This window comes from Nocardioides sp. Kera G14, assembly GCF_020715565.1.
In the GTDB taxonomy this organism is placed as follows: domain Bacteria; phylum Actinomycetota; class Actinomycetes; order Propionibacteriales; family Nocardioidaceae; genus Nocardioides.
Window position 1 is genome coordinate 3,268,236 of record NZ_CP085839.1, and the last position, 19,086, is coordinate 3,287,321.

The window sequence follows — 19,086 nt, forward strand, 5'->3', positions numbered from 1 at the left end:
TATGAGCGACTTCAACGCCCAGACCATCGCGGAGTTCCGCGCCAACCACGGGAAGGTCGGCGGTCCGTTCGAGGGCGCTCCGCTGCTGCTCCTCCACCACATCGGGCGGCGGTCGGGGGAGCGTCACATCGTTCCGCTGATGTATCTGCCCGACCCGGAGGACGCGGCCACCGTCTACATCTTCGCCTCGCGGGCAGGCGCCCCGACGCACCCGGATTGGTACTACAACGTCCTCGACGCCGGGAACGCCTCGATCGAGGTCGGCGACGAGAACGTGGCCGTCTCCGTCCGCGAGGTCCCCGAGCCGGATCGCACGACGATCTACGACCGGCAGAAGGAGCTCTACCCCGGTTTCCGGGAGTACGAGGAGAAGACCGCCGGCATCCGCACCATCCCCGTCCTTGCGCTCACCCGCCAGACGTGATGTCACATCCGGCGGGTGCTGTCTCGTCCTAGGGGCATGAGGATCGCAGTCGCCGGCGGGACCGGCTGGACGGGAAGACTCGTCGTCGCAGCGCTGAAGGCGCGCGGCGATGAGGCGGTGGTGCTGGCCCGATCGGTCGGGGTCGACCTGAGGACCGGCGCCGGACTGGCCGAGCGGCTCGTCGAGGTCGACGCGGTCATCGACGTCACCAACATCGGCACCCAGAGCGCGAAGCGTTCGATCGACTTCTTCCACACCGTCACGTCCACGCTGCTGGAGGCCGAGCGGCGTGCGGCCGTGCGCCACCACGTCGCCCTCTCGATCGTGGGCGTCACGCGGGTCGACCTCGGCTACTACCTCGGCAAGCGCTGTCAGGAGGACCTCGTCCTCCACGACGACCATCGCGGTACGGTCCTCCGGGCCACCCAGTTCCACGAGTTCGCCGCGCAGATGCTGGCCCGGAAGGGGCCGTTCGTGATCGCGCCGAGGATGCTCTGCCAGCCCGTCGCCGTCGCCGAGGTCGCCGACCACCTCGTGGAGCTGGCCCACGGCTCACCGATCGGCCTCGCGCCCGAGCTGGCGGGACCGGAGGAGCACCTGCGGATGGAGGACATGGTCCGACGACTGGCCCGAGCGCGACGTGTACGCCGTCCCGTCGTGCCGATCGCCTTCCCCGGCTCGGTCGGCCGCGGTCTGACAGGCGGCGGACTGCTGCCGACCGCGTCGGGTCCGCGCGGCACGATCACCTTCGACGAGTGGCTCGCCTCCGAGGCGGCTCGGTGAGCATCGAGGCGCCCGGGCGCGAGGGCGAGCTGGCGACGACGTACGACGGAGCGCGGACGCGCCTGGTGAGCATCGCGTACGCCGTCCTCGGCTCCCACTCGGAGGCGGAGGACGTCGTCGCCGACTGCTGGCTGCGACTCGTGGACGCCGATCGACGTGAGCCGGTGCGCGACGTCGAGGGGTGGGCGACCGTGACCGTCGCGCGGGCGGCGCTCGACGTGGCTCGCTCGGCACGCAGGCGCCGCGAGGTCTACACCGGACCGTGGCTGCCTGAACCGGTGGTTGCGCTGGTCGACGGCCCCGGCGGCGTGGACGGCGGTGACCCGCTCGACCGGGTCACCCTCGACGACTCGCTGCGCTACGCGCTGCTCGTCGTGCTGGAGTCGCTGAGCCCTGCCGAACGGACGTCGTGGGTGCTGCACGACCTCTTCGGACTGCCCTTCGACGAGATCGCCACCGCTGTGGGTCGCACGCCTGCCGCCGTACGGCAACTGGCCTCCCGTGCCCGGACGCACGTCCGCGCTGGTGCGCCGCGGGTGGAGGTGACACCGTCGGAGCACGACGCGGCGGTGCGGCGCTTCCTGGCTGCAGCCGCGGGTGGCGACCTCGGTGCGCTCCTCGAGGCGCTCGATCCCGACGTGGTGCTGACCAGTGACGGCGGCGGGTTCGTCTCGGCCGCACTACGCCCGATCGTCGGCGCCGACAAGGTCGGCCGGTTCGTCGCCGGCATCCTCAGCCGCAACGCCGCGACCGCGCGGGTGGTACCGATCCGGGTCAACGGCGAGCTCGGCGTCGGGGTGATGGAGGATGGCGTGCTCACGACCGCGACGTCGTTCACGTTCGACGGCGAGCGGGTGGTGCGGATGGACGTGATCCGTTCGCCGGAGAAGCTCCCGCGCCACCCACGTCGCACGCCGGAGGTCACGTCCTAGGCTCGGAGGCGTGAAGATCTCACTCTGGCCGAACTCCTCCCGCCCCGTCTCCGAGATCCTGGCGGAAGCACGATGGGCCGTGGACGCGGGTTGGCACGGCGTGTGGGTGGCCGACCACTACATGCCCAACACCGGCACCGAGGAGCGCGCTGACGGGGACTACCACGAGGCGTGGGCGCTGCTGCCCGCCCTCGCGGCGGTCACGGAGCGGGTACGGATCGGCGTGCTCGTCTCGCCGACGACCGTGCACCACCCCGCGCTGCTGGCCAAGCGCGCGGCGACCATCGACCACCTGTCCGACGGGCGGATGGTGCTCGGCATGGGCGCGGGCTGGCAGATCAACGAGCACGCGGCGTACGGCTTCGACCTGCTGCCGGCTCGTGAGCGGGTGGACCGCTTCGAGGAGGCGATCCGGATCGTCAACTCGCTGTTGACCGAGGACCGGACGACGTACGACGGGAAGCACTTCCAGCTCGACGACGCCCCCGCCAATCCCAAGCCCGTGCAGGCGAAGCTGCCGATCCTGGTCGGCACGGCCGGCCCGCGGATGCTGCGGATCACCGCACGTCATGCGGACGAGTGGAACAGCTGGGGCGGACCGGAGACGGCGATCCCCAAGCTTTCGCTGCTGCAGACTGCGTGCGACGCGGTCGGGCGCGACTTCGGGTCGATGTGGAAGAGCTCCAACATCATGTTCGACGTCGCCGGGAAGCGTCCGGCGGCACCGGGGCGCGGAATCACCGGCTCACCCGAGCAGCTCCGCGACGCCTTCGGACGGCTTGCCGAGGCGGGCTTCGACGAGCTGATCCTGCCGTCGTGGAACCTCGGCGACTCGCTCTCCGAGCGCCTCGACGCCCTTGCCGAGATCGAGACCGACGTCCTCAGGAGCGCCTGAGCGCGGTCGTGAGCTCCGTGTCGCCGACCGTCGCGGTCACCGGCACCTGTGACTCAGGAGCCCGCCGGCGCGCTCTCGTCGCTCTGGGCCGCCTCGGCGGTCGGCGCCGGGTCCTGTAGGACCGGGTTCTTCGGCGGCTCGAGGCCGTCGACGGAGAGGTCGGCGACGAGGCCGTCGATCGCGTCCTTGGCCTCGTCCAGCGTTGAGCCGGTGAGCCGATCGACGAGGGTGGCGACCGCCTGGTCGAGCGCGGCGTCCGTCGCGTCCGGGTGGGCACGGTGCACGGCGGCCCGGGCCAGGTCGCTCAGCTCGGCCGAGGTCGCGACAGCGGGCTGCGGGTCGGTGGTCGGGTCCGTCTGCTGCGGCTCAGTCGTGGGCTCGGTCGCGGGGTCGGTGCTCGGGTCAGTCGTGGGCTCGGTACCGGGGCTGGTCGAGCCGCCGGTCGTGCCCGGCTTCTCCCCGACGGTCGGCTTCGTGGGCAGGGTGGTGGGTTTGACCGCCCGGACCACGGCGACCGCCGACGCCAGGGCGGTGACGTGCTTCTTCGGCGTGTGCTTCTTCGCGGGCTCGGTGACCGTCTCGGTCACGACGGGCGTGGTGGAGCGCGCCGGCTCGACGGCGCTGACGTCCACAATGTTGATCCCCGTCTCGAATCCGCCCTGATAGGCCGCGGTGCTGGCCAGCACCTGGTCGACGTACGCCGTCGAGTGGTTGTAGGTGAAGACGGCAGCCTTCCGCCCCGCGGCCGTGGAGAGATCCTCGGAACCGGAGCAGAGGTAGACGGCCGCGGCGAGCGCGGCGTCGTCGAGGTCCTGCGGGTTGCGCTGCCCGTCGCCGTCAGCGTCGACGCCGACGGTGGCCCATGTGGAGGGCAGGAACTGCATCGGGCCGACGGCGTGGTCGTAGGTCGCATCCCCGTCGAGGGCACCACCATCCGTGTCGGCGACCAGGATCGTGCCGGCGGTGCCGGTGAGGGCCGGGCCGATGATGCCCGGCGTCGCGAGACCGTTGCCGTCCACGGTGCTGCCCTGGGTCCGGCCGTGGTCGGACTCGATCCTCCCGACACCGGCGAGGAGCGACCAGTCGAGATGGCAGTTGGGGTCAGCGGAGTCGATGACCGTGGCGGCCCGTTGGTAGGCGACCTGCGCAGCCGTCGGGACGTCGGACCACGAGGCGGCGACCGACGTGAGCGCAGGCTTGGCCGCGGCCGTGGAGCGCGGGGTCCACACGCTGGCCGGGTCGGCGCCGGCAGGGCTGACCTCCAGCGCGGGAGCCGGGACAGGAGTCGGAGTCGGGGTGACGGTGGGCGCCTGCGAGGCCGACCGCGTCGGCGCGGCGGTCGGCAGCACGCGGTCGTGTCCGTGGGTGACCTGCACCAGACCGGTGACGGCGAGGACGCCGATCGGGACGGCGGTCAGGAGACGGGGAGTCATGGGAAGCTCACTTCGGAATCAACTGTGGAACTCACTGAGGGTAGGTCGCTTCGCGACCGCCCGATCACCAATCCGCCCTCTCGGGCCGGAATCCACCCGAAGCTCTCACCCTCCGTTCACCCGTTTCACATCTGGCGGTCGAGGTTCTCGATCAGGGCGGTGAGCTCATCGCGGAGCCTGAGCGCCTCGGCGTGGGTCATCCGCATGGCCTTCCCCAGCCGCGTGGGTACGTCGACCACCTGCTCCCGCACCGCCATGCCGGTCTCCGTCACCTCGACCAACACCCGTCGCTCGTCCTCGGTGTCGCGACGACGGCTCACAAGACCGGTGACCTCGAGGCGCTTGAGAAGAGGCGTGAGCGTGCCGGAGTCGAGTCGCAGCCGCGCGCCCACCTCGGTGACGCTCATCGGCTCACCTGCCTCCCAGAGCACGAGCATCACGAGGTACTGCGGGTAGGTGAGGCCGGTGCCCGCGAGGAGTCGGGCGTACTCCCGTGTCACCGCACGCGTGGCGGCGTACAGCGGGAAGCAGAGCTGCGCGTCGAGCTGCAGCTGGGGGTACGTCGGCTCGCTCATGATTCGTCGATGCTACCTCTTGCCATATTGAATTGTGCGCAATACGTTTGTGCGCATGACACCTATCTACACCGCCTCAGCGGTCAGCACGGGCGACGCCCGCAACGGTCACGTGGCGTCCACCGACGGCCTGATCGACACCGACGTCCGCGTCCCGAAGGAGATGGGCGGAGCCGGTGGCGCCACCAACCCCGAGCAGCTCTTCGCGGCCGGTTACGCGGCCTGCTTCCACCAGGCGCTCAAGGCCGTCGGTGGCAAGGCGAAGGCCGACCTCACCGACTCCGAGGTCGTCGCGGACGTCTCGATCGGCGACAACGGCAGCGGGGGCTTCCAGCTCGCCGTCCAGCTCGAGGTGACGATCCCGAACGTGGACGCCTCGGTCGCGCAGGAGCTCGTCGAGCAGGCCCACCAGGTCTGCCCCTACTCGAACGCCACGCGGGGCAACGTGGAGGTCGCGCTCACCGTCGCCTGAGCCGCTCGGCTCAGTGCGCCTCCTCCACGGAGTGCGAGTCCGTCAGCGTGAGGGCGCCGAAGCCGGCGATGACGCCCACGACCGCGGCGAGCAGGCCGAAGGTCACCCGCTCTCCGTGGAAGAAGCTCTGGACCAGCTCGTGCGTCCACGTGCCGGCCGGCAGGACGGCGGTGACGAGCGTGGCGATGAGCGTGCCGACCACCGCAGTGCCGACGCTGGTGCCGACCTCCTGGGCGGCGTCGTTGAGGGCGGCGGCGATGGAGGTGCGGTTCTCCGGCATCGCGTCGACGAGCGCGACCGCGCAGATCGTCATCACGGTCCGCAGGCCGATCGTGAAGACGACCATGAAGATCGCGATGGCGACGTACCCGTGGAAGACGCCCCATGCCAGGCCGGCCGTGCCGCCGGCGAGCAGCGCGCTGCCGATGAGGCACGCGATGCGGTGGCCGAAGGTCTTGCCGAGGTACTCCGAGACCGGGGTCGCGAGCAGCATCGTGACGATGAGCGGCAGGTTGGCGAGGCCGGCGCGGACCGGGCTCCAGCCATAGGCGTACTGGAAGTGCAGGATCAGGGCGAACATCACGCCGGCCATCGCGATCGCGGTCCCGACCTGGGCGATCGTGGCGCCGCGGACGGTGTTGTTGGTGAAGACGCCGAGGTCGAGCATCGGGTCGGTGGTGCGGCGCTCGTGGACGATGAACGCGATCAACGACAGGACCGCGCCGATCCCTGAGGCCCAGGTGGCGAGTGACGTCCAGCCGTGGTCGACGCCGCTGGTGGCGGTGTAGCAGGCGAGTCCGATGGTCGTGATCGAGAGGATCGCGCCGGGCAGGTCGAGCCTGTCATCGGTGAGGCCGGCCGGGTCGTCGGCGGCAACGCCGCGCCAGACGCCGATGATCGCGATCAGCGCGATCGGTGCGTTGACGACCAGCAGCCACTCCCAGCGGACGTGCGCCAGGGCGGTGCCGCCGAGCAGCGGGCCGAGGATGAAGCCGCTCATGCCGACGATGATCATCACGGTCATGGCGCGCATCCGCAGTGCCTGCTCCTCGAAGAGCCGGAACACCAGTGAGTTGGTGATCGGCGCCATCATCGCGGCGGCCACGCCGAGGGCGGCGCGCAGCGCGATCAGTTGGCCGGCGCTGTCGACCCAGACGACGAGCAGGCTCAGCAGGCCGAAGAGCGTGAGGCCGACCATGAGCACCCTGCGGCGACCGAGCCGGTCGGCCGCGGCACCCGCCGTGAGCAGCAGCCCGCCGAACGTGAGCGAGTAGGCACCGGTCACCCACTGCAGCGAGGTGGTGCTGCTGCCGAGGTCGCGGCCGATGGTCGGCAGCGCGATCGAGAGGAGGGTGTTGTCCACCATCTCGACGAAGAAGGCGAGACAGAGGGCGAAGAGCGGGATCCACGCCGCCTTCAGCGACGTGTACGTCTTCGCCGGAGCGATGGTCGTCGTGGTCATGGTGTCACTGTGCGATGCGCCGGTTTCAGCCCACCTTCATCCCGCTTTCGGGTGGGTGGCAGCGCGGCTGCGTGCCGGTGGCATGATCGGGCTCCCACGGGATCCATAGGAGAGTCATGAACACGCCCGGGATCAGCTTCCCGCAGGTCGCCGGAGCGCGGTCGACGACACCCACCGCCATCGCCATCCTCGCCGACGCCGTGCGCGGGACCGACCCGGCGCTGGCCGACCGCATGGCCGCGAACTCGTCGTGGCGCAAGGACTACATCGACTTCTTCGCCGCGATGACCGCGCTGAGCGCGGACGCCGAAGCGGCGATCACGATCGCGCGCGCCGGCCTGGAGTCGATGCGGGGCCGTCTGCTCGTCGCGACCGACGCCGGCGACGTACCGCTGGAGGAGGCGAAGCTCGACACGGCGCCCAGCCACACGAGCGAGACCATCGTCGGGTCGGCTTCCCCTGCCGAGGTGCTGGCGATCCCCTATCGCGGCCGCATCCTCAGCGGGGACGAGCTGCGTGAGCAGCTGCATCGCTGGCGCGATGCGGCCATCGTGGAGCCGGGCTTCGTGACGGCGATCGAGTATGCGATCGAGCACCCCGAGGTGCTGCGGATCGAGGGGCGTCAGGTCATCCTGCTCGGTGCCGGCGCGGAGATGGGGCCGCTCGAGGCGCTGGCCGCGTGGGGGGCCGACGTGGTCGCCTGCGACGTCCCTGTCGACCGGGTCTGGGAGCGGATCCGCTCGATCGCGTCCGCCGGTGCCGGTCGCGTCACTGCGCCCGTGGACACCGGCGCGAGCGTGCCGGGCGTCGACCTCTCCGCCTCGCCGACCGCGTTGGCCGCGTGGCTGCAGAGCGTCTCGTCGCCCGGCAAGGCTCCGCTGCTCGCTACGCATGCGTACGCCGACGGCGGCCAGCACGTGCTTCTCTCGGCCGCCGCCGACCTCATCGCCACGACGCTTCTCGCCGACCACGACGACACTGCACTGGCCTACATGGGTACGCCGACCGACTCCTACCTCGTGCCGAGCTCGATCATGGACGACTCCCGTGCCCGGTGGGCCTCGCGCCCTGCCGGGCTCCGCCTGGCCCAGGGCCTCACCCGGGCCGTCTCGATGGGCAACCTCTTCCGCCCGGCGTACGCCGCCGCACACGACACCCGCGAGTGGGGCGTCGCCGACATCATGCTGCCGATGCAGGGGCCCAACTACGCGCTGGCGAAGCGGCTGCAGCGGTGGCGCGGCGTGATCGCCGCCCACGACGGCCACACCGCCTCGCTCAACGTCGCGCCCGCCTCGTGGACCCGCTCGGTCACGAAGAACCGCGTCTTCAACATCGCCTACTCCGGCGCCTCGAGCTTCGGCGCCGAGATCTTCCCCGCCGACACCTCTCGCTGGCTGATGGCCGCGAAGTTGGCCGTCGACGTCGCCACTCCGTCCTTGGTCGACCGGTCGCACCCCGAGGCGCTGCTGTACGCCGACGCGAACCACGGCGGCTTCTGGCGGGTGGCCTACGAGCCGAAGTCCGCGCTCGGCATGGCGGCCGTGGCCGGACTGCCGTCCGTGATCGGAATCGGCGGGCGGGGCCCGTCGGCCTGAGCTCAGCTCAGCTGCAGAGCCCGTTGCGGGCGGGGTCGTCGTACTGCGTCTTGGGCAGCGGGTCACCGGAGGCGCTGGGTGACGTGCTCGGCGAGGGCCTCGGGGTGCCGGTCGAACCGCCGGTCGCCGGGTCACCGGCGGTGATCACGCCCGTGAGAAGGCTGGCGGGGATCGGCTCGTCCTTCTGGAGGGCATTCCAGACCTCGTCAGCCTGCGGCTCCCGCCACTTCACGTGGTCGGGGTCCTCGGGCGGGTAGTAGTTGGGGATCGTGAGGAACTGGATGTTGCCCACGCCGATGCCCCTGAGCTGAAGCCCCAGGCCGGCCATCTTCCTGAGGTTGCCGAGCCCCTTGTCGACCGTCACCGAGTCGATCACCGCCTTGAGGAAGTTGCGCAGCTTGACCGGGTTCGCCAGGACGCCCGCGGTCATCGCCTGGTTGGCAATTGCTCCGATGAAGGCCTGCTGCCGGCGGGTGCGACTGACGTCCGAGCCGTCGCCGATCGGGTCGCCCTGCGGGTTGGTGATGTGGCGCATCCGGACGTAGGTGCGGGACTCGTCGCCGTCGAGGAGTCGATCCTTGCCTGCCTTGATCGTCGTGTGGGTGTAGTCGTTGTCGACCATGTCCTCGGGGATACACATCCGCACCCCACCGATCGCGTCGACCATCGTCTTGAACCCGTAGAAGTCCACGACGATGTGGTGCTCCAGACGGATCCCCGTGAGCTGCTCGAACTGCTGCATCGTGCAGACGGCTCCCCCGACCGCGAACGCCTCGTTCCACAACCTGTGCTCGGCCGCCGGCTGCGCGTCGAACCTCTCCGAAGCGGGGCACGCGGGCCGGTCGACGATCGAGTCGCGCGGGATCGAGATCCCGTACGCACGGCTCCGATCCGCCGAGATGTGGAGCAGGATCGTCGTGTCCGAGCGCTCGCCCGTCGAGGAATCGCCGTCGATGTCGTTGTCGCCCGCACGCGAGTCCGAGCCCATCACGAGGATGTCGATCGGCCCACTCGGCCCGTCGGACGGCCGGTTGGTCAGCTTGTCCTGGTCGTTCGAGACGTGGAATCCGCTGTTGAGGTCCCGATAGAGGTACACCGCCCCCATCGCGACCACGAGCACCACCGCCAGCGCGACGGCGCCCAGGACCCGCAGAACGCGGCGGGGTCTGCGTCGACCCTCGACGCCCGGAGTCGACATGAGGAATTCCTACTCCTTTGCGCCAACTCCGCGCAGGAGAAACCACGTTGGTGGATGGACATCGACTGCCGCGACCTGATCCCCCGAGTCGGCCGCGGCTTGGGCGCATGTGGGCGAGGCCGTCAGCTCTCGTCTTCCGCCGCCCGCCTGCGCAGGCCGTTGGCGACGGTGGCGGTGTACGTGGCGATGAGGCGGTCGAGTGTCTCACCGTCCACCCGCAGGGCCCCGGGTCGCCAGGCGAGAGCGAGGAGGCCGTTCAGGGTCGCCCAGAACATCGCGGCGAGGTCGGCGGGGTCGAGGTCGGTGCGAGCGACGCCGGTCTCGATCGCGTCCCGGATGGCGTCGGCAAGCTTGCCGTTCTGAACGCGCGTCAGCTCGGCGATGCGTGCTACCGCTTCCGGCTCCTCGGCCGGCTCGACGAGGATCCGGAACTCGTGGGGGCGTTCGCGAGCGAACTGAGCATAGGCGGTTGCTGCGCGGAGGAGCCGCTCTTCGGCGGTGCCTTCGGCGGAGTAGGCGGCATCCATGTAGCCACGGTTCTCCTCCATCGCCTGCTCGGCGACCGCGGTCAGGAGAGCCGACCGTCCGCCGACACGGTTGTAGATGGTCTGGATCGCGACGTCGGCCTTCTCGGCCACAGCTTCGAGGGTCAGGGCGTCGCCACCGTGGGTGGCCACGAGCTCGCGGGCGGCATCGACGATCACCTGACGGTTCGCCGCGGCGCGGCGCTGTGTGCGCGTCGGCTCACGAAGGGCCACGGGCGTGTCCGCGTGCTTGGCGGGGCTCATGCGCTGAAGTGTAGTGCGATCCATAATTAGAATCGCTTGCAACCTTGGAACCGCTTCCATATTCTCTGTGTATGCGAAGCGACGTGGCCTTCCCGTCTGGCTCCAAGCTCTGTGCGGCGTGGCTGTATACACCTACCGCGGTGACGAGCAGGGGAAGCAGCGATTCGACGCAAGCCCGGCCGATCATCGTGATGGCGCACGGCTTGGCCGGGGTGAAGGAAGAGCGCCTGGACGCCTTCGCCGAGCGCTTCGCGACGGCCGGCTACGCGTGCTTGGTCTTCGACTACCGCCACTTCGGCGACAGTGAGGGTGAGCCCCGTCAGCTGCTCGACATCGACAGCCAGCGCGAGGACTGGCGCGCGGCGGTCACATTCGCCCGCAGCCTGCCCGACGTGGATGCGGAGCGGGTCGTCGTCTGGGGGACGTCCTTCGGCGGGGGACACGTGATCGTCACCGCTGCCGAGGACGCGCGGATCGCGGCCGCGATCTCTCAATGCCCGTTCACCGACGGCCTCGCCTCGGGGTTCGCGATGTCGCCCGCCACGTCTGCGAAGGTCACTGCTCTCGGGATCCGCGACGTGCTGGCAGCCCGGCTCGGGCACGCGCCGGTGCTGGTCCCGAGTGCCGGGGCGCCGCACACCGCCGCGCTCATGACGACACCCGATGCCCTCGCGGGGGTCTCGGCCCTCATGCCTGCCGGAGCGTCGTACTCCAAGGACGTCGCCGCGCGGATCGCGCTGCAGATCCCGCTCAACCTCCCGGGACGTCGCGCCAAGGACGTCAGCTGTCCGATCTTCTTCGCCATCTGCGAGCGCGACACCGTCGCCCCCGCCGGCCCGACACAGAAGTACGCCGCACAAGCGCCACACGGCGAGATCAAGCTCTACGACGCCGGCCACTTCGACATCTATGTCGGCGACTGGTTCGAGCGCAACGTCGCCGACCAGCTCGACTTCCTCGCCCGCCACGTGCCCGCCATCTGAGGCACTCCGCTCTCACCCGCCCACGCTCTCAGCCCTCTCACCACCCAGGAGACCCTCATGGCCCGCTACGACCTCGCCGGACGCACCGTCCTCATCACCGGCTCCACCGGCGGACTCGGAACCGCACTCGCACGCGCCCTGCGCGCTCGCGGCGCCAACCTCGCCCTGCTCGACCTCGACGCCGACACCGCCCAGCGGCAGGCAGCCGACCTGGGCCCAGAAGCAGTCGCCCGCGGTTGGGCAGCCGACGTCCGCGACCTGGCCAGCCTGCAGAGCGCGATGGACGCCGCGGCCGAGCACTTCGGACGGATCGATGTCGTGATCGCCAATGCGGGTGTCGGGTCGATGGCCCCGATGGAGCGCATCGACCCGGCAGCATGGGAGCGCATCATCGACATCAACCTCAACGGCGTCTGGCGCACCTTCCGAGCGGCACTGCCACACGTCAAGGAGACCAAGGGATACCTGCTCGCCATCTCCTCGATGGCCGCCTTCGTCCACTCACCGCTGAACGGTCCGTACGTCGCCAGTAAGGCCGGCGTCTGGGCACTGTGTGACGCAACCCGTCTGGAGGTCCGCCACTACGGCGTCGGCGTGGGCAGCGTCCACCCCACATTCTTCAAGACGCCGATGATGGACGACGTCCACTCCGACCCCGCCGGAAACACACTGTGGGGCGGCAACAAGAGCGGCCTGTGGAAGATGATCCCGCTCGAGACCGTCGTCGACTCCGTCGTCCACGGCATCGAACACCGCAACGCACTGATCGTCCCCACCCGGGCCAACGCCATCGCGGCCCGCATCCCCGGCCTCGTCCGGCCCCTGGTCGACAGGATCGGGTTCCCCGGCACCACGATCCCCGACGCCATGGCCCAGTCCTCCGAGGCCGGCTGGGTCAGCCGACGATGAGGAAACGTTGATGCGTTGGGGACCAGTCGTCGTCGTGGCGGCGGCAGGCTTGGGAGCGATACGAGCACGAACGATCAGAGCGGTGCCTGCCGAGCTTCGCAGTCCCGCGTTGTGGCTGCCGATCACCACCGCCGGGCCGATCAGCCTGGCCATCGGACGCTGGGCCTATGACCTGATCGCCACACGCATCGCGGATGACGTCGAGGTGACCCGTCATGACGTCGACGGCGGCCAAGAGGTCTATGTCTACCGGCCACCGCAGCCGAACGGCGGTGCGCTGCTCTGGATCCATGGCGGCGGCACTGTTCAGGGAAGGCCGGAGAACGACCACGACCTGTGCAGCCGGCTGGCCCGCGACCAGGGCATCGTCGTGGTCAGTACCCGCTACCGCCTCGCGCCCGAGCATCCGTTTCCGGCAGCCCACGACGACTGCTTCGCCGCGCTGCAGTGGCTCCACCGCTCCACCGACATGCTCGGCATCGATCCAGGTCGGATCGCCGTGGGCGGGGCCAGCGCAGGAGGCGGCCTCGCCGCAGGCGTCGTCCAGCGCGCCCACGACGAGGGGGTCCCGGTCGCCTTCCAGTTGCTCCTCTACCCGATGCTCGACGACCGTACGACGACACGTCCACGCTCTCAGCGCGGCCGCCTTGTGTGGACGCCAGATGCGAACGTCTTCGGCTGGGCTGCGTATCTCGGCGCCGCCCATGCGAGCACGGACCTACCGCGCTACGCAGCACCCGGTCGCCGTACCGACCTCGCCGGACTCCCGCCTACCTGGATAGGCGTCGGGGACCTCGACCTCTTCTACGAAGAGGACACGGGCTACGCCCAGCGCCTCAAGGCTGCCGGGACGGCGGTCGACCTGCGCATCGAGCCGGGGATGTATCACGCCGCCGACTACCTCAAGCACACGTCCCCGTCGATGCGGGCCTTTCGGCAATCGATGTTCGACGCCGTCGGACGCGGCCTTGGCTCCCCGTGCTCTTGAACACCCTTGAAAGCCCACGGGACCGCTCAGCTTCAGCGCGGCTTCTCCCACCTCACACCGGGGAACCGCTCGAAGTCGCTGTCGAAGCTGACAATGGCGGCCCTATGCTCGAGCGCAAGCGCAGCGAGATGGGCGTCGTTGGTGAGGTTGCCTCCGACACCGACCGCCGACAGCATCTCCGCCATCAGGCGAGCGTGGCTCTGTCCCGGGTGGAGGACCTGCGCAGATCGCGCCGCCAGCCAGGCATCGACCGTTGCCATTGCCTCGGCCGGCGTCAGAGGTGAGGCCATCACCCGCGGATGAGTGACCAGCCGGACGAAGCCGATCAGCACCAGCCAGGAGAAGCCGACCGGGGTACTGCCAGAGAGGGCGCTGTCGAGCCAGTGCTTGGCCGCACGGTGGTGCGGAGACTGAGAGTCCCGGGCATAGACGAGGACGTTGACGTCAACGAGTTTCATCGATCGCGGTGTGCACTCGACAGGAAGTCGTCGACATCCAGGTCGCTGAGCACCGCGCCGGCGTGCTCCAGATCAATCTTCAGTCCGAGCGGCGAGCTGGGCGTTTCGAAGACGTAGTCAACGCGTGGCGTGCTCTCGCGGATCGCATCGTTGAGCGCGCGCTTGAACGAGACGCCCTTCGCTGCCATCCGCTCCCGGACCAGCTGTTCGACGTCCGGATCCAGAGTCACCGTCGTACGCACACTGACAGCATAGCATCAGCTCATGATGCCTTGCTGTCAGTGCGCCATGTCGACGAAGCGGCTGTAGTGGCCCTGGAAGGCGACGGTGATGTCGCGGGTCGGACCGTTGCGGTGCTTGGCGACGATCAGGTCGGCCTCGCCGGGGCGGGTCGACTCCTTCTCGTAGACGTCCTCGCGGTGCAAGAGGATGATCATGTCGGCGTCCTGCTCCAGTGATCCCGACTCACGGAGGTCGGCGGCCATCGGCTTCTTGTCGGCACGCTGTTCGGGGCCACGGTTGAGCTGGGAGAGCGCGATGATCGGGAGCTCGAGCTCCTTGGCCAACAGCTTGATCTGGCGGGAGAACTCCGAGACCTCGAGCTGCCGGCTCTCGACCTTCTTGCCCGAGCTCATCAGCTGCATGTAGTCGATCACGATCAGCTTGAGGTCGTGCTTCTGCTTGAGCCGGCGGGCCTTCGACCGGATCTCCATCATCGTCATGTTGGGGGAGTCATCGATGAACATCGGCGCAGCAGAGACGTCGCCCATCTTGGCGGCCATCTTGTTCCAGTCCTCGTCGGTCATGTTGCCGTTGCGGATGTGGTTGAGCGGGATCTTCGCCTCCGCGCTCAGGAGTCGCATCGCGATCTCCGAGCGCGTCATCTCAAGGCTGAAGAAGACGGACGCCAGGCCACTGTGGATCGACGCCGCACGACAGAAGTCCAAAGCGAGCGTCGATTTACCCATAGCTGGTCGAGCGGCGACGATGATCATCTGGCCGGAGTGGAAGCCGTTGGTGAGGTCGTCGAGGTCGGCGAAGCCGGTGGGGACGCCGTATAGTCCCTGCTCCCGGTTGGCGATCGCCTCGATCTCGTCGACGACGTCGTGCATGAACTCCGACAGTGGCGCGTAGTCCTCGCTCGAGCGCTTCTCGGCGATCTTGAAGACCTCGGCCTGGGCCTGGTCGACGATGTTGTCGACGTCGCCCTCGGCGGCGTAGCCGATCTGGACGATCTTGGTGCCGGCGTCGACGAGGCGGCGGAGGATCGCCTGCTCCCGGACGATCTCGGCGTAGAAGCTCGCATTGGACGCGATCGGCACGTTGGCGGTGAGGGTGTGGAGGTACGGCGCCCCGCCGATCTTCAGCAGCTCTCCGCGGCGCTCCAACTCCCGGCCGACAGTGACGATGTCGACCGGCTCGTTGCGCCCGTAGAGGTCGATGATCGCGTCGTGGATGACCTCGTGCGCCGGGCGGTAGAAGTCGGGCCCTCGGAGGACCTCCGCGACATCGGCGATCGCATCCTTGGAGATCATCATCGCCCCGAGCACGGACTGCTCCGCCGCCATGTCGTGCGGGGGCGTGCGGTCGGCGGGGGAGGTCGGGCGCTGGCCCGGCTCATAGGGCGCCGGACCATCACCGAAATCGTCGAAAGGCGGCTCGACAAGGTCCGGTTCGGTCATACTCATGCACGCGACGTTAAGCGCCTCCACCGACAGTTCGCGACTCGGTACGCGACCTTCGGCGGCAAGTTATCCACAGGGCATGGGGAAAACTGCGCCGAAGATGGGGAGGAGCGGCGTGTCGATGTGCACAGACTGGGGATCACCCTGTGCACGGAGTCACCACTTGTGTCACAAAAGTGCCTCTGACCTGCGGGAACACCTTCCCCACGGTGTGGAGGACAAATACATCCGGGCGTGTCGCGTTCACCCGTTCGTCAACCGTGCGTCCCGAGGAGCTTTGTCGACATCCCACTTGGGACGGTCCCAATCCACAGGCTGACCCCGGTTATCCACCGGGCGTCCGCTGCACCTATTCTCCAGCCGTGAAGGCCGACCGGGAGATCCTGCGGCTCGCCCTGCCGGCGTTCCTGGCCCTGGTCGCCGAGCCGCTCTTCCTGCTCGCCGACTCCGCCATCGTCGGCCACCTCGGGACCGCTCCGCTCGCCGGTCTCGGCATCGCCGGCGTCGTACTCCAGACCGTCGTCGGCGTCTGCGTCTTCCTCGCCTACGGCACCACCGCAGGCGTCGCCCGCCGGCTCGGCGCGGGGGACCTCCGTGAGGCCCTCGCCCAAGGCGTCGACGGACTCTGGCTCGCCGTTCTGATCGGCATCGTCGTGACCGTGCCGGTCATGCTCGCAGCCCGGCCCCTGGCCATCGCCGTGGGAGCCGACGGGGGCGTGGTCGACGAGGCGACGACGTACCTCCGGATCGCGGTGCTCGGTGTGACCCCGCTGCTGCTCATGCTCGCCGGCAACGGCGTGCTCCGCGGGCTGCAGGACACCCGCACTCCCCTGGTGGTCGCGGTCGGCGGCAACGTCGCCAACATCGCCCTCAACCTGATCCTGGTGAACGGCGTCGGGATGGGGATCGCGGGCTCCGCACTCGGGTCGGTGCTCGCCCAGCTCGCGAGCGCGGTCGCCTTCGTCGCCGTGGTGGTCGCTGGAGCCCGCCGACACGGAGCGAGCCTTCGCCCCGACGTCGCGGGCATCCGGAGCGCCGCGCGGGCTGCCGTCGCACTCGTCATCCGCACGATCACGCTCCGCGTGGCCCTCCTCGTCACGACGTACGCCGTCACCCTCATCCCCCTCACCGCCGCTGCCACGCAGGCGACCCACCTGGCCACGCACCAGATCGCCTTCACGCTGTGGACCTTCCTCGCCTTCGTGCTCGATGCGATCGCGATCGCGGCGCAGGCACTCACGGGCCGGAGCCTCGGCGCGGGCGACCTCGAGGGCACGCGCCGGCTCACGACCCGGATGATCTGGTGGGGCCTCTGGAGCGGCCTCGTGACCGGGGCGCTGCTCGCTGCGGCCAGCCCGTTCCTCGGCGCGCTCTTCACCGGCGACCACGACGTGCGTCATGCGCTCGTCCCTGTGCTGCTCGTTGCCGCGATCTCACAGCCTGTCTGCGGGGTGGTCTTCGTCCTGGACGGGGTCCTCATCGGGGCGGGCGACGGCCGCTACCTCGCTGCGGGCGGGCTGCTCACGCTGGCCGTCTACGCGCCCGTCGTGCTGCTCTGGCACCCCAACCTCGTCATCGTCTGGCTGGTCTTCAGCGCAGTCTTCATGGGTGCACGCTTCGTGGTGCTGACGCTGCGGGCCCGTGGTCAGGGATGGATGCGCGTGGGAGTCTGAGGCCTTCCGCGGCGAGCGCCGGTGGGCCGGCTCGCCTGAAATGCACAGGAGGCCCGCCCCAGTGGGCGAGCCTCCTGTGGATGCGAATTCGTGCGTCAGGCGGCGACGACGTTGAGGGCAACAGTCGCGCTGACCTCGTCGTGGAGCTTGACGGACACGGTGTGCGAGCCCAGAGCCTTGATCGGGTTGCCAAGCACGATGGTGCGCTTGTCGATCGACTCGCCGGCAGCGCCCGAGAGGGCGTCGGCCACGTCGGCAACGGTGACAGAGCCGAAGAGACGACCCTCCTTGCCGGCCTTGACCTTGAGCGCCACGGGGGACGCCTCGAGCTTCGCCTTGACCTGGCCGGCGTGGTCGGCGTCGCGCAGGGCGCGGGCCGCACGGGCCTTCTTGATGGTCTCGACCTGCTTCTCGCCGCCCTTGGTCCAGCGGATGGCGTCGCCACGCGGGATCAGGTAGTTGCGGGCGTAGCCGTCCTTGACCTCGACGACGTCGCCGGCGGAACCGAGGCCGGTGACCTCCTGCTGAAGGATGATCTTGGTAGACATACTCAGATCCCCTCTCAGCGACCGGTCGAGGTGTAGGGCAGCAGGGCGACCTCGCGCGCGTTCTTCACCGCGATGGCGACGTCACGCTGGTGCTGGACGCAGTTGCCGGTGACCCGACGGGCGCGGATCTTGCCGCGGTCGGAGATGAACTTGCGGAGCAGCGTGGCGTCCTTGTAGTCGACGCCAGTCGCCTTCTCCTTGCAGAACTGGCAAACCTTCTTCTTGGGCTTGCGAATCACTGCCTTGGCCATTGTGGTGCTTCCTCTCTAGAAGCCCGTCCCTGCGTGGTGACAGGGTCGGAATGGTTAAAGGATTCGAAAAGGTGGTTGATCAGAACGGGGGCTCGTCGGAGCCGACACCCGGGGCACCCCAGGGGTCGTTGCTCTGGCCGCCACCGGCGTTGCCGGAGGGAGCCGGGCTGGCCCACGGGTCGTTGGCCTGAGCGGCAGGAGCCGCAGCAGGAGCGGACGAGCCGCCACCGCCGAAGCCGCCACCGGTGCCGCCCGAGCGCTGCGCCCGGGTGACCTTGGCCGTGGCCCACGTGAGGGACGGACCGACCTCGTCGACCTGCAGCTCGTTCACCGTCCGCTTCTGGCCCTCGCGGTCCTCGTACGAGCGCGACACGAGTCGCCCCTGCACGATGACGCGGGTGCCGCGGGTCAGCGACTCGGCCACATTCTCCGCCGCCTGGCGCCAGACCGAGCAGCGCAGGAACAGGGTCTCCCCGTCCTCCCACGAGTTGGTCTCACGCTTGAAGGTGCGCGGGGTCGAAGCCACCGTGAAGTTGGCGACCGCCGCACCGGAGGGCGTGAAACGCAGCTCCGGGTCGTCAGTCAGGTTGCCGATCACGGTGATCTGGGTCTCGCCAGCCATAGTCCTTAGTCCTTACGTTCGATCAGTAGTCCGTGTGTCCGCACATCCTTGCGGATGCCACCGACACAAAGACAGGGGATCACTTGCCGGGGCGAAGGACCTTGGTACGGAGGATCGACTCGTTCAGCGTGAGCTGACGGTCGAGCTCCTTGACGGTGGCAGGCTCGGCCGAGAGGTTGACGATGGCGTAGATGCCCTCGGCGTTCTTCTGGATCTCGTAGGCCAGCTTGCGACGACCCCACACGTCCACGTTGTCGACGGTGCCACCGTCGTTGCGGACCACGTTGAGGTACTTGTCGAGCGACGGGGCGACGGTGCGCTCGTCGAGGCTCGGGTCGAGGATGACGACCACTTCATATGCGCGCATAACGTTCCTCCTCCTTCGGACTCATTCGGCCACGGGATCTCCGCG

22 protein-coding genes are annotated in these 19,086 nt (G+C 69.2%); 10 read left to right on the top strand and 12 right to left on the bottom strand.

Annotated features, from left to right (window positions below):
• Nucleotide 1: 1 nt before the first annotated feature.
• The 4 genes from LH076_RS15940 to LH076_RS15955 are packed head-to-tail and all read left to right on the top strand — an operon-like array spanning nt 2 to nt 3,034.
• On the top strand, nt 2-424 hold the full coding sequence (locus tag LH076_RS15940; protein WP_227781743.1) for a nitroreductase family deazaflavin-dependent oxidoreductase: 423 nt from the start codon (nt 2-4) through the stop codon (nt 422-424).
• Nucleotides 425-460: 36 nt separating this feature from the next.
• Nucleotides 461-1,207 carry an SDR family oxidoreductase gene (locus tag LH076_RS15945; protein ID WP_227781744.1) on the top strand — a complete coding sequence of 249 codons (747 nt, stop codon included), beginning with the start codon at nt 461-463 and terminating at the stop codon, nt 1,205-1,207.
• Nucleotides 1,180-2,139: an RNA polymerase sigma factor SigJ gene (gene sigJ, locus LH076_RS15950; RefSeq protein ID WP_227781745.1), complete on the top strand. Its 960-nt coding sequence runs from the start codon at nt 1,180-1,182 to the stop codon at nt 2,137-2,139. Before LH076_RS15945 ends, sigJ begins: the two co-directional genes overlap by 28 nt.
• Before the next feature lie 10 nt (nt 2,140-2,149).
• On the top strand, nt 2,150-3,034 hold the full coding sequence (locus tag LH076_RS15955) for an LLM class flavin-dependent oxidoreductase (protein WP_227781746.1): 885 nt from the start codon (nt 2,150-2,152) through the stop codon (nt 3,032-3,034).
• Between the two features lie 53 nt (nt 3,035-3,087).
• Here LH076_RS15955 and LH076_RS15960 read toward each other — a convergent pair whose 3' ends face one another.
• Together LH076_RS15960 and LH076_RS15965 are read right to left on the bottom strand one after the other, a co-directional pair.
• A complete protein-coding gene (locus tag LH076_RS15960; RefSeq protein ID WP_227781747.1) occupies nt 3,088-4,467 on the bottom strand; it encodes a lytic murein transglycosylase in 1,380 nt (459 codons plus the stop codon).
• Between the two features lie 125 nt (nt 4,468-4,592).
• Entirely contained in the window at nt 4,593-5,042 is a 450-nt protein-coding gene (locus tag LH076_RS15965) for a MarR family winged helix-turn-helix transcriptional regulator (protein WP_321573717.1), read from the bottom strand.
• 55 nt (nt 5,043-5,097) lie between these two features.
• Here LH076_RS15965 and LH076_RS15970 point away from each other — a divergent pair, with 55 nt between their 5' ends.
• Nucleotides 5,098-5,514 carry an organic hydroperoxide resistance protein gene (locus LH076_RS15970; RefSeq protein WP_227781748.1) on the top strand — a complete coding sequence of 139 codons (417 nt, stop codon included), beginning with the start codon at nt 5,098-5,100 and terminating at the stop codon, nt 5,512-5,514.
• Nucleotides 5,515-5,524: 10 nt separating this feature from the next.
• On the opposite strand, the gene LH076_RS15975 is transcribed toward LH076_RS15970, so the two are convergent.
• Nucleotides 5,525-6,976, bottom strand: a complete 1,452-nt coding sequence (locus LH076_RS15975; RefSeq protein WP_227781749.1) for an MFS transporter — start codon at nt 6,974-6,976, stop codon at nt 5,525-5,527.
• Nucleotides 6,977-7,092: 116 nt separating this feature from the next.
• On the opposite strand from LH076_RS15975, the gene LH076_RS15980 reads away from it, so the two are divergent.
• A complete protein-coding gene (locus LH076_RS15980; protein WP_227781750.1) occupies nt 7,093-8,571 on the top strand; it encodes a hypothetical protein in 1,479 nt (492 codons plus the stop codon).
• 7 nt (nt 8,572-8,578) lie between these two features.
• Here the strand turns inward: LH076_RS15980 and LH076_RS15985 are convergent, their stop codons facing one another.
• On the bottom strand, nt 8,579-9,769 hold the full coding sequence (locus tag LH076_RS15985; RefSeq protein ID WP_227781751.1) for an LCP family protein: 1,191 nt from the start codon (nt 9,767-9,769) through the stop codon (nt 8,579-8,581).
• A gap of 122 nt (nt 9,770-9,891) precedes the next feature.
• Nucleotides 9,892-10,557: a TetR/AcrR family transcriptional regulator gene (locus tag LH076_RS15990; protein WP_227781752.1), complete on the bottom strand. Its 666-nt coding sequence runs from the start codon at nt 10,555-10,557 to the stop codon at nt 9,892-9,894.
• Between the two features lie 83 nt (nt 10,558-10,640).
• Here LH076_RS15990 and LH076_RS15995 point away from each other — a divergent pair, with 83 nt between their 5' ends.
• The 3 genes from LH076_RS15995 to LH076_RS16005 all read left to right on the top strand — a co-directional run bounded on the left by LH076_RS15995 (nt 10,641) and on the right by LH076_RS16005 (nt 13,437).
• Nucleotides 10,641-11,540, top strand: coding sequence for an alpha/beta hydrolase (locus tag LH076_RS15995; RefSeq protein WP_227781753.1), 900 nt, complete (start codon nt 10,641-10,643; stop codon nt 11,538-11,540).
• Between the two features lie 57 nt (nt 11,541-11,597).
• Nucleotides 11,598-12,449 carry an SDR family NAD(P)-dependent oxidoreductase gene (locus LH076_RS16000; RefSeq protein ID WP_227781754.1) on the top strand — a complete coding sequence of 284 codons (852 nt, stop codon included), beginning with the start codon at nt 11,598-11,600 and terminating at the stop codon, nt 12,447-12,449.
• A gap of 82 nt (nt 12,450-12,531) precedes the next feature.
• Nucleotides 12,532-13,437, top strand: coding sequence for an alpha/beta hydrolase (locus tag LH076_RS16005; RefSeq protein WP_227781755.1), 906 nt, complete (start codon nt 12,532-12,534; stop codon nt 13,435-13,437).
• Nucleotides 13,438-13,469: 32 nt separating this feature from the next.
• Here LH076_RS16005 and LH076_RS16010 read toward each other — a convergent pair whose 3' ends face one another.
• The 3 genes from LH076_RS16010 to dnaB are packed head-to-tail and all read right to left on the bottom strand — an operon-like array spanning nt 13,470 to nt 15,577.
• A complete protein-coding gene (locus LH076_RS16010) occupies nt 13,470-13,895 on the bottom strand; it encodes a type II toxin-antitoxin system VapC family toxin (RefSeq protein ID WP_227781756.1) in 426 nt (141 codons plus the stop codon).
• Nucleotides 13,892-14,137: a hypothetical protein gene (locus LH076_RS16015; RefSeq protein ID WP_227781757.1), complete on the bottom strand. Its 246-nt coding sequence runs from the start codon at nt 14,135-14,137 to the stop codon at nt 13,892-13,894. The genes LH076_RS16010 and LH076_RS16015 overlap by 4 nt, the downstream gene beginning before the upstream one ends.
• 36 nt (nt 14,138-14,173) lie before the next feature.
• Nucleotides 14,174-15,577, bottom strand: a complete 1,404-nt coding sequence (dnaB, locus tag LH076_RS16020; protein WP_415753361.1) for a replicative DNA helicase — start codon at nt 15,575-15,577, stop codon at nt 14,174-14,176.
• A gap of 365 nt (nt 15,578-15,942) precedes the next feature.
• On the opposite strand from dnaB, the gene LH076_RS16025 reads away from it, so the two are divergent.
• The gene (locus LH076_RS16025) at nt 15,943-17,253 is read left to right on the top strand and encodes an MATE family efflux transporter (RefSeq protein ID WP_227781758.1); all 1,311 of its coding nucleotides are present in this window, start codon (nt 15,943-15,945) and stop codon (nt 17,251-17,253) included.
• 95 nt (nt 17,254-17,348) lie between these two features.
• Here LH076_RS16025 and rplI read toward each other — a convergent pair whose 3' ends face one another.
• From rplI to rpsF, 4 genes are all read right to left on the bottom strand, one after another.
• Nucleotides 17,349-17,801: a 50S ribosomal protein L9 gene (gene rplI / locus LH076_RS16030; protein ID WP_227781759.1), complete on the bottom strand. Its 453-nt coding sequence runs from the start codon at nt 17,799-17,801 to the stop codon at nt 17,349-17,351.
• Between the two features lie 14 nt (nt 17,802-17,815).
• On the bottom strand, nt 17,816-18,052 hold the full coding sequence (gene rpsR / locus LH076_RS16035) for a 30S ribosomal protein S18 (protein WP_008355445.1): 237 nt from the start codon (nt 18,050-18,052) through the stop codon (nt 17,816-17,818).
• Nucleotides 18,053-18,131: 79 nt separating this feature from the next.
• Nucleotides 18,132-18,674 (bottom strand): single-stranded DNA-binding protein, encoded by a 543-nt coding sequence (locus LH076_RS16040; RefSeq protein WP_227781760.1) that lies wholly within the window; start codon nt 18,672-18,674, stop codon nt 18,132-18,134.
• A 79-nt stretch (nt 18,675-18,753) separates the two neighbouring features.
• Complete coding sequence (gene rpsF / locus LH076_RS16045; RefSeq protein ID WP_227781761.1) at nt 18,754-19,041, bottom strand: 30S ribosomal protein S6; 288 nt, start codon at nt 19,039-19,041, stop codon at nt 18,754-18,756.
• Nucleotides 19,042-19,086: the final 45 nt, after the last annotated feature.